General features: G+C 58.1%; 20 protein-coding genes and 1 pseudogene. 10 read left to right on the forward strand and 11 right to left on the reverse strand.

Going from position 1 to position 16,318, the window contains the following annotated elements; genetic code table 11:
• Positions 1–20: 20 nt before the first annotated feature.
• From purL to AC0V6L_RS12930, 3 genes are read right to left on the reverse strand one after another with little or no spacing between them, the layout of a single operon-like run.
• The gene (gene purL, locus AC0V6L_RS12920) at positions 21–2,300 is read right to left on the reverse strand and encodes a phosphoribosylformylglycinamidine synthase subunit PurL (RefSeq protein ID WP_486154599.1); all 2,280 of its coding nucleotides are present in this window, start codon (positions 2,298–2,300) and stop codon (positions 21–23) included.
• 16 nt (positions 2,301–2,316) lie between these two features.
• Positions 2,317–3,000, reverse strand: coding sequence for a hypothetical protein (locus AC0V6L_RS12925; protein ID WP_486154600.1), 684 nt, complete (start codon positions 2,998–3,000; stop codon positions 2,317–2,319).
• A gap of 26 nt (positions 3,001–3,026) precedes the next feature.
• On the reverse strand, positions 3,027–3,431 hold the full coding sequence (locus tag AC0V6L_RS12930) for a DUF2177 family protein (RefSeq protein ID WP_486154601.1): 405 nt from the start codon (positions 3,429–3,431) through the stop codon (positions 3,027–3,029).
• Between the two features lie 65 nt (positions 3,432–3,496).
• On the opposite strand from AC0V6L_RS12930, the gene AC0V6L_RS12935 reads away from it, so the two are divergent.
• The 10 genes and pseudogenes from AC0V6L_RS12935 (at position 3,497) to AC0V6L_RS12980 (ending at position 10,631) form a co-directional block, all read left to right on the forward strand.
• Entirely contained in the window at positions 3,497–3,766 is a 270-nt protein-coding gene (locus AC0V6L_RS12935) for an exodeoxyribonuclease VII small subunit (protein WP_486145950.1), read from the forward strand.
• A gap of 1 nt (position 3,767) precedes the next feature.
• The gene (locus tag AC0V6L_RS12940; protein WP_486154602.1) at positions 3,768–4,682 is read left to right on the forward strand and encodes a polyprenyl synthetase family protein; all 915 of its coding nucleotides are present in this window, start codon (positions 3,768–3,770) and stop codon (positions 4,680–4,682) included.
• A 68-nt stretch (positions 4,683–4,750) separates the two neighbouring features.
• Positions 4,751–5,044 (forward strand): hypothetical protein, encoded by a 294-nt coding sequence (locus tag AC0V6L_RS12945; RefSeq protein ID WP_486154603.1) that lies wholly within the window; start codon positions 4,751–4,753, stop codon positions 5,042–5,044.
• The gene (gene coaD, locus AC0V6L_RS12950; RefSeq protein WP_486154604.1) at positions 5,041–5,553 is read left to right on the forward strand and encodes a pantetheine-phosphate adenylyltransferase; all 513 of its coding nucleotides are present in this window, start codon (positions 5,041–5,043) and stop codon (positions 5,551–5,553) included. The genes AC0V6L_RS12945 and coaD overlap by 4 nt, the downstream gene beginning before the upstream one ends.
• A gap of 131 nt (positions 5,554–5,684) precedes the next feature.
• Complete coding sequence (locus AC0V6L_RS12955; protein ID WP_486154605.1) at positions 5,685–6,359, forward strand: peptidylprolyl isomerase; 675 nt, start codon at positions 5,685–5,687, stop codon at positions 6,357–6,359.
• Between the two features lie 51 nt (positions 6,360–6,410).
• Entirely contained in the window at positions 6,411–7,448 is a 1,038-nt protein-coding gene (gene queA, locus AC0V6L_RS12960) for a tRNA preQ1(34) S-adenosylmethionine ribosyltransferase-isomerase QueA (RefSeq protein ID WP_486154607.1), read from the forward strand.
• Between the two features lie 10 nt (positions 7,449–7,458).
• Positions 7,459–8,436, forward strand: a complete 978-nt coding sequence (locus AC0V6L_RS12965) for an ABC transporter ATP-binding protein (RefSeq protein WP_486154608.1) — start codon at positions 7,459–7,461, stop codon at positions 8,434–8,436.
• Positions 8,436–9,203, forward strand: coding sequence for an ABC transporter permease (locus tag AC0V6L_RS12970; protein WP_486155145.1), 768 nt, complete (start codon positions 8,436–8,438; stop codon positions 9,201–9,203). Before AC0V6L_RS12965 ends, AC0V6L_RS12970 begins: the two co-directional genes overlap by 1 nt.
• A pseudogene (gene tgt, locus AC0V6L_RS12975) lies at positions 9,196–10,325 on the forward strand (tRNA guanosine(34) transglycosylase Tgt). Before AC0V6L_RS12970 ends, tgt begins: the two are co-directional and overlap by 8 nt.
• A gap of 3 nt (positions 10,326–10,328) precedes the next feature.
• Positions 10,329–10,631 carry a chorismate mutase gene (locus AC0V6L_RS12980; RefSeq protein ID WP_486154609.1) on the forward strand — a complete coding sequence of 101 codons (303 nt, stop codon included), beginning with the start codon at positions 10,329–10,331 and terminating at the stop codon, positions 10,629–10,631.
• 93 nt (positions 10,632–10,724) lie between these two features.
• Here AC0V6L_RS12980 and rpsD read toward each other — a convergent pair whose 3' ends face one another.
• From rpsD to AC0V6L_RS13020, 8 genes are all read right to left on the reverse strand, one after another.
• Positions 10,725–11,339: a 30S ribosomal protein S4 gene (rpsD, locus tag AC0V6L_RS12985; protein ID WP_486145962.1), complete on the reverse strand. Its 615-nt coding sequence runs from the start codon at positions 11,337–11,339 to the stop codon at positions 10,725–10,727.
• Positions 11,340–11,518: 179 nt separating this feature from the next.
• Positions 11,519–11,773: a hypothetical protein gene (locus tag AC0V6L_RS12990; RefSeq protein WP_486154610.1), complete on the reverse strand. Its 255-nt coding sequence runs from the start codon at positions 11,771–11,773 to the stop codon at positions 11,519–11,521.
• A gap of 122 nt (positions 11,774–11,895) precedes the next feature.
• The gene (locus AC0V6L_RS12995) at positions 11,896–12,633 is read right to left on the reverse strand and encodes an RNA methyltransferase (RefSeq protein ID WP_486154611.1); all 738 of its coding nucleotides are present in this window, start codon (positions 12,631–12,633) and stop codon (positions 11,896–11,898) included.
• A gap of 3 nt (positions 12,634–12,636) precedes the next feature.
• A complete protein-coding gene (nrdR, locus tag AC0V6L_RS13000) occupies positions 12,637–13,113 on the reverse strand; it encodes a transcriptional regulator NrdR (protein ID WP_486145968.1) in 477 nt (158 codons plus the stop codon).
• Positions 13,114–13,128: 15 nt separating this feature from the next.
• Positions 13,129–14,439, reverse strand: coding sequence for a serine hydroxymethyltransferase (glyA, locus tag AC0V6L_RS13005; RefSeq protein ID WP_486154612.1), 1,311 nt, complete (start codon positions 14,437–14,439; stop codon positions 13,129–13,131).
• A complete protein-coding gene (locus AC0V6L_RS13010) occupies positions 14,436–14,915 on the reverse strand; it encodes an RpiB/LacA/LacB family sugar-phosphate isomerase (protein ID WP_486154613.1) in 480 nt (159 codons plus the stop codon). The genes glyA and AC0V6L_RS13010 overlap by 4 nt, the downstream gene beginning before the upstream one ends.
• Before the next feature lie 84 nt (positions 14,916–14,999).
• A complete protein-coding gene (gene parA / locus AC0V6L_RS13015) occupies positions 15,000–15,653 on the reverse strand; it encodes a ParA family partition ATPase (RefSeq protein ID WP_486154615.1) in 654 nt (217 codons plus the stop codon).
• Between the two features lie 42 nt (positions 15,654–15,695).
• Entirely contained in the window at positions 15,696–16,307 is a 612-nt protein-coding gene (locus AC0V6L_RS13020; protein ID WP_486154616.1) for a DUF2059 domain-containing protein, read from the reverse strand.
• Positions 16,308–16,318 lie beyond the last annotated feature (11 nt).

The following is a 16,318-nucleotide window of genomic DNA, read 5'->3' on the forward strand; positions in this document are numbered from 1 at the left end:
TCAGCATGAGCGGTTTCGTTTTATTGGCCCATCCAGTCGTGAAAGAAGCTGGCGTGCGCGGCGCGCAGGTCGGTGAGGGGGACGTTCAATACGTTTTCCCCTCCGACTGTTCCGATGCGCGTAAGGCCAACCATCTCGGCTTCCTCAATATCTGGTCCCTCAGCAACGATTGCATTGAATGCTTCGATGTTGTCAGATGCTACCGTGATCACATAGCGGGCCTGATCCTCGCCAAACCACCATTGTGAAGCGGTGTAGGCATCGTTCGAGGTTACCTCTGCGCCTTTGCCACCTGACATTGCCATTTCCGACAAGGCTACGGCCAAACCGCCGTCTGAGATATCATGCACCGCGCTTAACAATCCTTTGCCGATCAACTTGCGAACAATCTGACCCGCACCGATTTCAGCTGTCAGATTTACTGGCGGCGAGCGACCATCTCTGACGTCTTTGACCAATTCGAGCCACAGCGATTTGCCAAGGTGAGATCGGGTTGGATCCGGCTTTGCCCAGAATTCCGGTGCAAGAAGGTAGATTGCATCGCCTTCCTCCTTAAACCCCATCGTCATCATCTTGGACGCATCATCGATAATGCCGACCCCGCCAATCGCGGGCGTAGGGAGGATGGCGCTGCCTCCGCCTGTCGCCTTGCTTTCATTGTAGAGTGACACGTTTCCAGAAACGATCGGGAAGTCCAAAGCGCGGCAGGCATCGCCCATACCCTCAAGAGCATGGACAAATTGCGCCATGATCTCGGGCCGCTGAGGATTGGCGAAGTTCAGGCAGTTTGTCACCGCGAGGGGCCGTGCGCCCACTGCGCACAGGTTCCGGTACGCCTCGGCAATCGCCTGCTTGCCGCCTTCATAGGGATCAGCATAGACATAGCGCGGCGTGCAATCGGTGGTCAGCGCGAGCGCTTTGTTGGTGCCGTGCACACGCACAACACCGGCATCGCCGCCAGTTTGCAGCGTGTCGCCCATAACCTGGCTGTCATATTGCTCGGAAATCCAGCGGCGCGAGGCAAGGGCGGGGCTGGCCATCAGCTTGAGCAAGTCCGCGCCGATGTCGGTGCTTTCCGGCACCTCATCCAAGGGCTTAACCTGCGCCCATGCCTTGTATTCCTCTTTCGACAGATAGGGCCGGTCATATTCCGGCGCGTCTGCTGCCAATGGTCCAAGCGGAATATCGCACACCACTTCGCCGCCCCATTCGAGCACCATGTGCCGCGTATCAGTAACCTCGCCGATCACGGCGAAATCCAGTTCCCACTTTTCGAAGATCGCCTGCGCCATGGCCTCTTTGCCGGGTTTGAGCACCATCAGCATCCGCTCTTGGCTCTCGCTAAGCATCATTTCGTAAGGCGTCATGCCCTCTTCGCGGCAGGGAACCTTGTCCATATCGAGCCGGATGCCCGCTTTCCCATTGGTCGCCATTTCGACGCTGGATGAGGTCAGGCCGGCTGCCCCCATATCCTGAATGGCGACAATCGCATCGGTTGCCATCAGTTCGAGACACGCCTCGATCAGCAGCTTTTCGGTGAAGGGATCGCCCACTTGCACGGTGGGGCGCTTGGCCTCCGCATCCTCTTCAAAATCAGCGCTCGCCATGGTCGCGCCGTGAATACCATCGCGGCCCGTCTTTGATCCGACATAAACAATCGGATTTCCGACGCCTGTGGCCGCGGAATAGAAGATCTTGTCCGTATCCGCGACGCCCACTGTCATCGCGTTCACGAGGATATTGCCATCATAGGCGGGATGGAAATTCGTCTCCCCGCACACGGTCGGCACGCCCACGCAATTGCCGTATCCGCCAATGCCTGCGACCACGCCTTGCACGAGATGCTTCATCTTGGGATGTTCGGGCCGTCCGAACCTCAGCGCGTTGGCATTCGCAACAGGCCTTGCCCCCATGGTGAAGACATCGCGCAAAATCCCGCCAACGCCGGTTGCCGCGCCCTGATAGGGTTCAATGTAAGAGGGGTGGTTGTGGCTCTCCATCTTGAAGATTGCCGCCTGACCATCGCCAATATCAATAACGCCCGCATTCTCACCGGGGCCGCAAATTACCCAGGGGGCCTCGGTCGGCAATTTCTTCAGATGCAGTCGCGATGATTTGTAGCTGCAATGCTCTGACCACATGACGGAGAAGATGCCCAGCTCCACCATATTGGGCACGCGGCCCAATGATTTGAGCACCTGCGCGTATTCCTCGTGCGAAAAGCCGTGCTGTTCGACGATCTCGTCGGTGATTTCGCTGGTGTTTTGGCTCGGGGCGGTGGGGCTTGGCTGTTCACTCATGGCCCATGCCCATATGTCAGCTAAGGGCTGAGGCCAAGCCAGCTTTTCGCATCACATAGCGGTTCTCCCCAAGCCACCATGCAAGACCTGTGAGAATCGCAAAGGCGAGCAGCGCCTGGCCATAGACAAACGGCCCAGCCGCTTCGGGATGGGGGGCAAACCAATTGACCATCTGCAAAGTGACCAAGGTACCGATCAGCACCAGCGGGGGCAGCAACGGCCCCTTGCTGCGGCGCAGATAAATGAGAAACGCGCCCAAAGTGATGCCCAGTTCCAGCGGCATCGCGATTTCAGGGTAGTTCCACAGGCCATAACCATAAGCTTCCCCGCTGCCGGTCAGCGTTAAATCGGGGCGGTGGGTCAGCCAGTCGAGCCCCCAATGCGAGATTACTACAAGGCCAGCGAGAAAAGCGCCCACTGCATCCTTGTGTTTGATCCACACAAACAGCGCAAACCCAAGCGCAAATGCGGCAGAGCCTGTTAAGCTGTGAGTATAAGGCAGGTGATACAGATCAAACGGCACCATCACGGTCGCATCAGGATCAATGCGCATTTTCTCTATCCCAGCAAAGGCAAGGATGAAAAACGCCCAATCCACCAATTGCGCGGCCACAAACATTGTGGCGATGCCCGGCCCGTTGGCGCGGCGCTGTGTGACAGAGGCGGCGAGGAAAGCAGGAGCGAAATGACCAATAAACATGCTTTCGCTCCCAATTCCTGACCCGTTTAGCTGGTTATCTTAAGCGTTGCCCAGGTGGCAATCGCGCTGGTCGTGCCCGTTGCGAACGCGCCCCAGCAGATATCCATGACACTTATTTTCGTGGCCCATACCTTAAAAACTGCTTGCGAGGTCAAGTCAAAAGTCGCGTAGCATAGCGCGCCGAGCAACGCGCCGTTGAGCAGGGCTTTGGTCCAGTCACCGCTTTCAAGGCCGGGTTTGATGCCAAACCACATCATGCCAAGCAGATAGAGGACGTAAAACACTCCGGCTGCGCCCATATTGAAGTTATCGGCCATAATCTCGCCGATAATCGGGCGGTACAGATTTGGCCCGGCCCAGCTAAGCCACATCGCATCCATCGCGCCAAAGGTGACGGCGGCAATGCCAAAGGCGATGAGGTAATTTGTCATTTGTCTCTATCCTTCATTCGTCCCGGTCTTGACCGGGTGATATTGCATGTCCAATGCTTGAGCGCATGGATGAGGCAAATAGTTCCGCGCAAAGCGGCGGCGAAATTGAACAGCTCAGCTTTGAAGACGCGTTGATCGCGCTTGAGCAGATCGTGCAGCAGCTGGAGCGCGGCGATGTTCCGCTCGACCAGTCGATCAATCTGTATGAAAAAGGCGAGCGCCTGCGTGAGGCGTGCCAGAAGCGGCTGGATGCAGCCCAGGCGCGGATTGAGAAGATTGTGACGGGTGCAGATGGCGCGCCATCGGGCACTGCGCCGTTCGACAAGGCGGGTTGACGTGGCGTTGCAAGAGGTTGCCAATGATGGGCTCGCAGCTGAGCTGAAACGGGTTCAGGCCGAAGTGGATTCGGTCTTTGATGCGTTCTTGCCCGTGCCTGATGACACCAGCGCCCGGCTGGTAGAGGCCATGCGCTATGCCGCGATTGGCGGGGGCAAAAGGGTGCGCCCATTCCTGCTTGTCAGCACGGCGGAATTGTTCGGCGTGTCGCGCGATGCGGCTTTGCGGGCAGGGGCTGCGATAGAGGCGATCCATGTCTATTCGCTGATCCACGATGATCTGCCGTGCATGGACGATGATGATTTGCGCCATGGAAAGCCAACCCTGCATCGCAAATTTGATGAGGCAACCGCTGTGCTCGCAGGGGACGCGCTGCATGCGCTGGCGTTTGAGATTTTGGCCGATAGCGGGACGAGCACCGATCCGTTCACACGCTCAGAATTGATCGCGACGCTTGGCCAGGCGAGCGGGATGAGCGGCATGGCGGGCGGTCAGATGATGGATATGGTCGCCGATGAAGAAGGGGTGGAATACGACCTTCAGGCGATCACGCGGCTGCAACAATTGAAAACGGGCGCTTTGCTGGCAGCCAGCGTTGAAATGGGCGCGGTGCTGGGCAAAGTACCGCCCGAAGGCCGCGCGAACCTGCGGGCCTATGCGCGCGATATTGGCCTTGCTTTCCAGATTGCTGATGACCTTTTGGATGTGTCGGGCGATGAGGAAAAGGCGGGCAAAGCGCTGCGCAAGGACGAAAGCCAGGGCAAGCAGACATTTGTGACCCTGATGGGCGCGGATAAAGCGCGCGATCAGGCGCGGATGCTGGTGGATCAGGCGGTTGAGCGGCTTGGTTCGTACGGCGCAGAAGCGGATATGCTGCGCGCGCTGGCTCGGTTTATTGTTGAGCGGGACCGGTGAGAGCGCGGCTTTTCATTCTGTCTGCCTGTCTGTCCGCATTGGCCGCGTGCGAGCAAGAGCCTGACAATTTGACTGAGATGTTCATTGTCCGATTTGCCGCTGATGCGTGCGAAGAAGTTCGGCCGCTTAGAATGTCGAACGGAGACACACCCGAAGGCCTGCGCGTGGTTAATCGAGTTTTCAGCGCGGACAGCAATTGCGTAGCGTCTTTGCGAAAAGGCATGAGCGATATTGGTTTTTCCAGAGCTTCTCGAAACGCCTTTTTGTATAAATTGGATGACCGGGTGAGTGAGAAAGTCACTATCACTCCAAGCGATGGAAATGTTGATTACACGATAGAATGGGAGGAGTTCTACCCATGACACGCCGCATCGGGATCTACCCCGGAACATTCGACCCGATCACTTTGGGCCATGCCGATATCATCAGGCGCGGGGCTAAGCTGGTGGATGATCTTATCATCGGCGTCACCACCAATCCGTCCAAGAACCCCATGTTCACGACCGACGAACGCCTTGCCATGGTCAAGCGCGAAGTGGCAGATATGGGGATCGACAATGTCAAAGTCGTTGGCTTTGATGCGCTGTTGATGAAATTCGCCCGCGCGCAAAGGGCTAGCGTTATCGTGCGGGGCCTTCGCGCGGTGGCTGATTTTGAATACGAATATCAGATGGCGGGCATGAACCAGCAATTGGATGGAGAGATTGAGACCGTCTTTTTGATGGCCGATGTGTCCCTGCAACCCATCGCCTCCAAACTGGTCAAGGAAATCGCCATTTATGGCGGCGATGTCACTCCGTTTGTTAGCGAGCAGATCTGCAAGGATGTGAACGCACGGGTGGAGAAAATCGGCAGGCGCGGTGATTATTAGCGCGAGTATGATCGGCGCAGGCATTATTGGCGCGGGGATTATTGGCTGGGGCGCTCGCATCATTCATTGAAGTGTCAGCCTGCTCTGGTTAAGACGCGCGCATGTTGGAAAAAACGATCAAAACTTTTGCTATGCCTAAGACATTTCTCGCCGGATTTGCCGCGCTCACTTTGGCTTTCAATCCCTCTATTGCATCCGCACAGGACGAAGACGAGGCGCCTACCGCGCCGCGCACCTTTGCGCCGATCAATTATGATGTGAGCGCCAATCCCGAAAATGTCTGGGTGCTGGATCTGTCCAACGGCGAACGCGTGTCGATCCGCCTGATGCCCGAATGGGCGCCCACGCATGTTGAGCGGATCAAGGAACTGACTCGCCGCGGCTTTTACGATGGCATTATTTTCCACCGCGTCATCGATGGATTTATGGCTCAGGGCGGTGATCCCACCGGAACCGGGCAGGGCGGGTCGGAATTGCCCGACCTCGAAGCGGAATTTAACCCCATGCCGCATGTTCGCGGCAGTCTCGCCATGGCCCGGGCGAGTGAAGAAAACAGCGCCAACAGCCAGTTTTTCATCGTGTTTTATCCGCGTTTCAGCCTTGATAAGCGCTACACCAATTTTGGCCGCGTGATTGATAATATGGCAGGCGTCGACGCGATCAATAAGGGCGAGCCGCCGCAAAACCCCACGCGCATCGTGCAAGCTTCACTCGCCAGTGACAACCGCGCCCCGCCAGCGCCGCCTGCTCCCCCTGTGGAAGAGACGATCACGGCTGATTTGCTGAACGCTCCATTGGAGCAATAAGCGTTCTCAGGACTTTCCAGCGCCGCCGCCTGCGATTAGGGGCTTCGGCATATGAAAGTTGACCTGTTCGATTTTGAGCTCCCGCAGGACCGCATAGCGCTGCGCCCCGTGCGCCCGCGTGATGCGGCGCGAATGCTGGTTGTGCGCGGCAGTGATGCCCCATTGCAAGATGCCGGCGTGCGCGATCTGGCGCAGTGTTTGGAACCCGGCGATGTGCTGGTGTTCAACGATACGCGCGTCATTCCGGCTCAATTGGAAGGCCGCCGCGCAGGCGGTGAGGCCAAGATCGGCGCCACTTTGCACAAATGCATCGATTTGCGCCGTTGGCAGGCCTTTGTCCGCAATGCCAAGCGGGTGAAACTGGGCGATCAGCTGGTGTTTGGCGGCGGGGTGACGGCGATTGCGGAGCACCGCGCCGGCGACGGTTCAATCACGCTTTTGTTCGAAGGTGATGAGCCGGTTGAAGTGCTGCTCGAGCGTGCAGGCACCATGCCGCTGCCGCCCTATATCGCGCAAAAACGCGGCGTGGATGAAGCCGACCTTGAAGATTACCAGACAATGTTTGCAAGGGAGGATGGCGCGGTTGCTGCCCCAACCGCCTCTTTGCATTTCACCGACGCGCTGATCGGCAGTCTCGATGCGCGCGGGATAGCGCGCGAAACGCTCACTTTGCATGTGGGCGCAGGGACGTTTCTGCCAGTAAAAGCGCAGGACACTGACGATCACCAGATGCACAGCGAGTTTGGCCGGATTGACGCAGCAACCGCTGACCGGCTCAATCAGGCCCGCGCCGATGGCCGCCGGGTCATTGCGGTAGGCACCACGTCGCTGCGCCTCCTTGAAAGCGCTGCCTCGCCTGACCGGACGATCAATGCGTTTGAAGGCGACACCGATATCTTCATCACGCCCGGATACCGCTTCAACGGCGTCGACGGTCTGATGACCAATTTTCACCTGCCCAAATCAACTCTGCTGATGCTGGTGAGCGCGCTGATGGGCCGCGATCGGATGATGGCTGTTTATGCCCATGCGATCGCAAATAAATATCGCTTCTATTCCTATGGTGACTCTTCGTTGCTGCTTCCCTAGGTCCGGTTTCATGTCCGAACCGATCCTTACAATCGAAAGCCTGTCCAAGGTTTACAAAGGCGGGGTGCGTGCGCTGGACGATGTCGATCTGACCATTCGCAAAGGTGAGATTTTCGCGCTGCTTGGTCCCAATGGCGCAGGCAAGACGACAATGATTGGCGCGGTCTGCGGTCTGGTCCGGCCAAGCAGCGGCGTCATCACCGCTTTTGGCCACGATCTATCGCGCGATTGGCGCCGAGCGCGCGCGCGTATCGGACTGGTTCCGCAGGAATTGAGCACGGATATGTTCGATACGGTCTTCCGTACCGTATCCTATTCGCGCGGCCTGTTCGGCCTGGCCCCTGATAAAGCGCGCATCGAAGAGATATTGAAAAGCCTGTCCTTGTGGGACAAGCGCGATAGCCAGATCCGCGAATTGTCAGGCGGGATGAAACGCCGGGTCTTGATTGCGAAAGCTTTGGCCCATGAACCTGAATTGCTGTTCCTTGATGAGCCTACGGCGGGCGTTGATGTGGAACTGCGCAAAGGCATGTGGCAGCAGATCAGCGCGCTGAAAGAACGCGGGGTCACAATAATCCTCACCACGCATTACATCGAAGAAGCCGAGGAAATGGCAGACCGCGTCGGCATTATTCGCGGCGGCAAAATCCTGATGGTTGATGACAAGGCGGCGATGATGGAACGGCTCGGCACGACAGAGGCGGTGATTGAGCTTGCCACACCGCTGGCCGCCTTGCCGGACGCTATCGCCCACTATCCCGCCGAACTGCGCAACGAAGGGCGCGAGATTTGTTATCGCGGCGGCAATAGCGGCGATGGCAGCGGCAGCGGGCGGGCAGAGGTTGCACAGCTGACCAAGGCATTGATCGGTGCCGGGGTGGATTTCGTCGGCATCGACATTCACGACAGCTCCTTGGAAGATATCTTCGTCAGCCTGCTCGGTGAGGAAGATCATCCGGCTCAATCCGAACAGGGCAGGGCCGCATGATGGGGTTCAATTTTCGCGGAGCCTGGTCGATCTACAAGCGCGAGCTGATGCGATCCTTGCGCACGGCGTTCCAGTCAATCCTTGCTCCGGTGCTGACGACTGCCTTGTATTTCATCGTGTTCGGGTCCGCGATTGGCAGCCGGATGGAGCCGATTGGCGGGGTGGAATACGCAGCGTTCATCATTCCGGGCCTGCTCATGCTCACCCTGCTGGGGGAGACGACCAGCAATTCCAGTTTCGGCATTTACATGCCGCGCTTTACCGGCACCATTTATGAACTGCTATCCGCACCCGTTGGAGTGGCGGAAACGCTGACCGGATTTGTCGGGGCGGCTGCCACCAAAAGCCTGGTTCTCGCCGCGATCATTCTGGGCACAGCGACCCTTTTCGTGGATTACGAAATAAAGCATCCGCTGTTCGCTTTGGGATATATCATGCTGGTTGCGGCCAGTTTCTCGCTGTTCGGCTTTATCCTTGGGATTTGGGCGGACAGTTTTGAGAAGCTCGGCATTATCCCCGTCCTCATCCTCACCCCGCTTACCTTTCTGGGCGGCACGTTCTATTCGCTCGATATGCTGCCAGCGCCGTGGGACACGATTGCGCTTGCCAATCCGATTGCGTTTCTGGTGAGCGGGCTGCGCTGGACATTTTACGGCACCAGCGATGTGTCGATCGCTGTATCCTTGGGGCTGACATTGGGATTTCTTACTGTGTGCGTTGGCGTGATCGCGTTTATTTTCAAAACCGGATGGCGGCTGCGTGAGTAAGCGGTTCCAGTTTACTCTCCACGCGACAGACGGAAAGGCACGCCGGGGCACTATCGAAATGCACCGCGGCGCAATTGAGACGCCTGCCTTTATGCCTGTGGGCACTGCGGCCACTGTGAAAGCGATGAAGCCGGAAAGCGTCCGCGCGCTGGGTGCGGACATCATTCTTGGCAACACCTATCATCTGATGCTGCGTCCGGGGGCCGAACGCATTGCGCGGCTTGGCGGGTTGCACCAATTCATGAAGTGGGATCGCCCCATCTTGACCGATTCCGGCGGTTATCAGGTGATGAGCCTGTCTGATCTCAACAAGCTGACCGAAAAAGGCGTTGAATTTCGCAGCCATATTGACGGGTCAAAGCATATGCTGACCCCTGAACGCTCAATGGAAATTCAGCGGCTGCTTGGCTCTGACATCGTCATGGTGTTCGATGAATGCCCGCGTGCAGACCGTCCGCGTGATGAGATCGCAGCCAGCATGGAAATGTCGATGCGCTGGGCAAAGCGCAGCCGCGATGCTTTCGATGAAGGCGGCGAACATGCGCAGCGATCAGCCTTGTTCGGTATTCAGCAGGGCGCATTGGACGAAGATTTGCGCCGGATCAGCGCTGAGAAACTGGCTGACATTGGCTTTGATGGATATGCGGTGGGGGGCTCGCCGTGGGGGAAGGGCAAGAGGCGATGTTCAGCGTGCTCGATTACGCACCCGCGCAATTGCCCGCAGACCGCCCGCGCTATCTGATGGGCGTGGGCAAGCCCGATGATCTGGTTGGCGCGGTGGAACGCGGTATCGACATGTTCGATTGCGTGCTGCCAACCCGTTCAGGCCGCAATGGGCAGGCGTTTACCTGGAATGGCCCCATAAATCTGCGCAATGCCCGCTTTGCCGAGGATACAGCGCCGCTTGATCCCGCATCCGATTGCGCCGCATCGCGCGATTATTCGAAGGCCTATTTGCACCATTTGCAGAAATCGGGCGAGATCCTGGGGGCGATGCTGGTGACGGAACACAATCTCGCCTTTTACCAAGCCTTGATGCAAAAGATGCGCGATGCCATTGGGCAGGGCACATTTGCTGAATTCGCTGCCGAATTTCGGCGTAACTATTTTGGAAGCTCCTGATAAATGCCCAAATCTCCCGACACTTGTGAAACCATGATCGACGTGCGCGAAGGGGTGGATGCGACTGACCGTGAATTGGTCGCGCTGCTTGACCGGCGCTTTGGCTATATGCGCGCGGCGGCCCGGATCAAACCAGTGCGCGAGGCGGTTCGCGATGAAGAACGCAAAGCCAGCGTGATTGCTGCGGCGGTCGATGATGCAGAGGCGCGCGGCATCCCCTCTGACGTTATTGGCGATATCTGGGAACAGCTTGTCGAAGGTTCGATCCGATATGAATTTAAAATCTGGGATCAAACGCGCGATTGATGCATTTCATAAGCCTCTCTAACGAGGCTCAAAAATGAAAAGGCCCCGCAATCCAATTGGATGGCGGGGCCTTTTTATATAAATGCGCCTGAATTAGCGGGAATAGAATTCGACCACCAGGTTCGGCTCCATCGTGACCGGATAAGGCACTTCGTCAAGCTTGGGAACGCGGCTGAATGCGACTTTGTCATTGCCTTCGGGCACGACATAATCGGGAATTTCACGCTCGGGCAGGCTTTGCGCTTCGATGACCAGCGCCATTTCCTTGGCTTTGCTGCCCAGGCTGATGACATCACCCAGATCGCAGCGACGCGACGGGATGTTGCATTTCACACCGTTCACATAGATGTGGCCGTGGTTCACAATCTGACGCGCAGCAAAGATCGTTGGCGCAAATTTCGCACGGTAAACGATCATGTCGAGGCGGCGTTCGAGCAGACCGATAAGGTTCTGACCAGTGTCGCCTTTCATGCGGGTTGCGTCTTTGTAGGTTGAGCGGAACTGCTTTTCCGTCACATCTCCGTAATAGCCTTTGAGCTTTTGCTTGGCGCGCAGCTGCAGACCAAAGTCTGACATCTTGCTTTTGCGACGCTGACCGTGCTGGCCGGGGCCATAGGAGCGCTTGTTGACTGGAGAATTGGGACGACCCCAGATGTTTTCGCCCATCCGGCGGTCGAGCTTGTACTTGGCGCTTTTGCGCTTTGACATATGTCTTTCCTTCAATTTTGCTGGACTGCCCGTGTGGCAATCGTTGAACCCGGCATCGCACCATCCAGCCAGAATGCTGGATGCGGCCGCCGCTTCACCGGGGTGCGGAGCCAATTGCGAACGCGCCCAATAACAGGGCTGCTCGTGCAGTCAAGCCGCAGGGTTTGCGCCGCCCGCGATCAGCGCGGATTGTTGAGCGCGCGCCACCCTTCTTCGGTGCGGCACACTTTGGTCTTGCGCCGGCTGCTGGTGTCCAGCCGGACATAGCGGCAGATCACTTTGTCTTTATCGCCAGCGGCGGCTTCGTCCTTGGCGCCTTTGTCCTCGCTCTTGGCTGAAGCTGCGGGTTTCGCCTTATCAGGCTCAAATGCATTGGCAGGGGCAAAAGCGAAAGGTGCAGCCAGCAGGATTGCGGCGAAAATGGGAGATTTCATCAAAGTTCTCACAAAGATAGGGGGAAGGGTGGTGCTACCCAATGCGCTACAGCCTGTCCATCACGAGCTTGCCAATCGGTGAAACTTGCCCCGCCGCGTTGCCCCCTCACCACACAGCCCGCTTAGCGTGGGCCGCGCTCCAACGTGCTCAAAATCCCGCGCAAGGTGCGCACCTCAAGGTGGTTCCACCCCGGCTTTGTTAGAACGGTGCGCAAAGTACGCTGCGTCGCCTCGCGGCGGGCCTCGGGCAGGAAATAGCCACACGGATCGAGCAACTTTTCAAAATGCGCGATCAACCCTTCAAGGTCATGCTGCGGGGCAGGGGGCAGCGCCTCTTCCTCCGCAGTGGGCTGGACCAGATCGCCAGCATCCGCCTGTTCGCGCCCGATCCGCGCCCATTCATACGAGGCAAGGATCACCGCCTGCGCGAGATTGAGCGATCCAAATTCGGGATTGATTGGCACGGTGAGAATGTGCCGCGCCAGCGCAACATCGCCCGTTTCCAATCCTGATCGCTCTGGCCCGAACAGGATCGCGTGACGGCCAGTCTCGCTATGGATCAGGCGCGCTGCTTCATCCGCTCCCACCACCGGCTTTGTTACGCCGCGTTTGCGCACCGTGGTGGCATAGACATGCTCGCAATCCGCGACCGCCTCAGCAGTGGTGGCGAACACCTCGGCGCGGTCCAGCACGATGTCCGCACCTGCCGCCGATGGCCCTGCCGATGGGTTCGGCCAGCCATCGCGCGGCTCAACCAGGCGCATCTCAGTCAGCCCAAAATTGAGCATTGCGCGCGCTGCCTTGCCGATATTCTCGCCCAATTGCGGGCGGACCAGCACGATGACAGGCTTGTTCGCCATGCCTTAATCCTTGGCCGCTTCGGCGACAGTGCTCGCAAATTCCTCAAAATCGCGCGCTTCTGAAAAGTCGCGGTAAACGGAGGCAAAGCGGATATAAGCAACGCTGTCGATCCCGCGCAGCCCGTCCATGACCAGTTCGCCAATCCGTGCAGAGGGCACTTCGGCATCGCCTGCGGTTTCCACCTGGCGCTGAATGCCTGAGACGAGGCGGTCGATCTGTTCCTGGCTCACACCGCGCTTGCGGCAGGCGAGCGCGACGGATCGGTCAAGTTTGGTCCGGTCAAACGGTTCGCGCCGGGCATCCTCCCCGTCCTCGCCCGCTTTCACCACCACAACCTCGCGCAATTGCACGCGTTCAAAGGTGGTGAAGCGCGCCCCGCATGAATTGCACTGGCGCCGCCTGCGGATAGAGGTGTTGTCCTCTGTCGGCCGGCTGTCTTTTACCTGTGTGTCTTCATTGGCGCAAAAGGGGCAACGCATGATGGGCGGCGGCGATCAAGCGTCAGGATAGACGGGGAAGGCCGCGCACAATTTGGCGACTTCGCCGCGCACGCGTTCTTCGACTTGGCCGTTGCCTTCGGGGCCATTTTTGGAGAGCCCTTCGACCACTTCGGCGATCAGCGCCCCGATCTGGCGGAATTCCGCAGGGCCAAAACCGCGCGTTGTGCCCGCCGGCGTGCCCAGCCTGACACCGCTGGTGACAAACGGAGAGCGCGTATCGAACGGAATGCCGTTTTTGTTGCAGGTGAGCCAGGCGCGATCGAGGCCTTTTTCCGCGTCCTTGCCGGTCACATCCTTTGCCGTCAGATCAACCAGCATCGAGTGGTTGTCTGTCCCGCCCGAACAAATGCGCAGACCGTTTTCTTCGAGGCTGGCTGCGAGCGCGCGCGCGTTTTCCACGATGCGGTGCGCATAGGTTTTGAAATCGGGCCGAAGCGCTTCGCGGAAAGCCACCGCTTTGGCCGCGACCACATGCATCAAAGGTCCGCCTTGCAGGCCGGGGAACACCGCCATGTTGAGCGGCTTGGTGTATTTCTCGTCATTCCAAAGGATGATGCCCGAGCGCGGACCGCGCAGGGATTTGTGCGTGGTCGAAGTGACGATATCGCAATGCGGGAAAGGCGAGGGATGCGCGCCGCCTGCAACAAGGCCGGAAATATGGCTCATATCGCACAGCAAAATGGCGCCCACTTCATCGGCAATGGCGCGGAATGCGGCAAAATCCCATTGACGCGAATAGGCCGTGCCGCCGCAAATGATCAGCTTCGGCTTGTGTTCGCGCGCCGTTGCGGCAACCGCGTCCATATCAATCAGCTCGTCTTCGCGGCGCACACCGTAGCTGACAGGGTTGAACCATTTGCCCGACATATTGACAGGAGAGCCGTGAGTGAGGTGCCCGCCTGAATTGAGATCGAGTCCCATAAAGGTGTCGCCCGGCTGAAGCAGGGCAAGGAACACGGCCTGGTTCATTTGGCTGCCGCTGTTCGGCTGCACATTGGCAAAATTGCATCCAAACAATTGCTTGGCGCGGTCTATTGCCAAGGTTTCTACCACATCGGCATAATCGCAGCCGCCGTAATACCGCTTACCCGGATAGCCTTCTGCATATTTGTTGGTGAAGACGCTGCCTGTCGCCTCCAGCACCGCTTTTGAAGCGATGTTCTCAGATGCGATCAGCTCGATCTTGTCTTGCTGACGAGCCAGTTCGCTGCCAATCGCTGCTGCGATTTCCGGATCAGCGGCTGCCAGATCATCGTTCCAGAATGCATCCATAGGGTTGAGTACGTCTGACGGGGCTGTGCTCATTGGAGGGTCTCGATTGTATCAGAGTGAACAGGCGGATGACCGAGCTTTGCAACCCGGCGTTGATGGCGACCTTCGGGATTGCCCTTGTCGGCAAATTCGGTCTCCAGAAAAGCAGATACGCAGGCTTTGGCCATTTCGATGCCAATTATCCGCGCGCCAAGGGCGATACAATTCGCATCATTGTGTTCCCGGGCCAAAGCAGCGGACAAAGGTTCTGATACCAAAGCGCAGCGCACAGCCGGATGGCGGTTGACGCTGATCGAAATGCCGATGCCGCTGCCGCACAGAGCAACGCCTGCCTCGGCGACGCCCTCGGCCAAGACTTCGGCGAGCTTATATCCATAATCGGGGTAATCGACGCTTTCGCCCGCGTCGGGGCCTAGGTCGGCAACTTCGTGGCCCGATTCGATAAGCCATTCGATCAGGTCGGCTTTCAGGTCCGTTGCGGCGTGGTCTGATGCTATTGCGATGCGCATGGGCGCTACATAGTGGGTGCAGGCGCAATGCTCCACCCCGGATGTTGCGGTTTTAGACCGAGTTTTGCGCTGTTCGCCGCCCAGCTACTCTTTCGCGGCTTTTTTCAGCTCTTTGCTGAGCCATTTCCACAGCTTGTCGATCTCTTTGGCGGCTTTGCTGTCCGGGTTGATTTCTGCCGCGGTTTCGCCCTTGGCGCTGGAGCGGTGGAAAGCGGCGCGGTCACCCAGTTCCACCGGGCAGACTTTCAGGCCAATGTCCTTCGCCGCGTCCTTGGCCTCGGCAGAGATTTTGGTTGCGCCCGATGGCACCGCGTTCAGAACCACAAAAGCAGGAGTGTTCGCAAAATTCACCAGATCCGCAATCGGCTCCAGCGCAGCAAGATCAAAGGCGCGCGGCTTTGTCGGGATCAGGACGATATCGGCCGCCTTGATCGCCTCTCGCGCGGCGGCATCGGCATGGGGCGGGGTGTCGATCACGATAAAGTCCACGCCCTGTTTCTTGGCGCTGTCGATCGTGCGGCCAAGCCGGGCAGGGGGCGCGGTGACGACAACGGGCAAGAAATCCCCGCGCCAATCGGACCAAGCCGCAGCGGTTGCCTGCGGGTCGGTGTCAATCACGCAGCTTTCATGCTTAGCCTGCGCCGCGCGCGTGGCGAGGTGGACGGCGAGAGTGGTTTTGCCAGACCCGCCTTTCTGGCTCGCAATGGCGATAATCTTAGGGGCGATTGTCGTTGGCATTTTGCATTCCCCGCCGCAAAAGCGATCCCTGTATCAGCGCGATCAATTGGAAGCGCCAACTCCGGCCTTTTCAAGGCGTTCGACCACGTCAGGATTGTCTTGCAGATATTGGACAACTTCCTGCGCAAGCGCCGCTGAGCGTTCCTGCGAAAGCTGGGAGACGTCCTGAAAAAACGTCCTGTTGGTTTCCGCAACGATGGGATCGTTCAAAAGCTGCTGCGAACTGGAAAAGTAACGCCGGCCGCTTTCGGTTTCTGCAAAGGCGCGGATGTCTTGGAGCTCGCTCAGCGAAAATTCTCGTGTGTAAGCAATCGCGGTGGAATCGAGCATGCTGGGCAAATGTTTTACAATCACCGGGCGCATGGTTTCAGACAGATCGGCCAAGAACTGGTCCATAATCGCTCGGATGCCCGGCTCTTCAAAAACGGGGCCCTGCATCATCCCTTGGGCTGCCTGTTCGCCCATCGATGTCGCCATTGCGAGCATTGTTTCCTCGCGTGTTTCTGCTGGAAACATCACCTCGATAATGGCCTGTGCCTCCACCAGCTCATCCGCTGGCGCTTCGTAAGCTGCGTCCTGAGCGAGCCCAGGCGAAGCCAGCGGAAAAGTGATCGCAGCAGCCATTGGCAGCGCAAACCGAGTGAATGCTTTCATTGTGTTCGCCT

It is taken from the genome of Erythrobacter sp. JB1-15 (genome assembly GCF_057365035.1).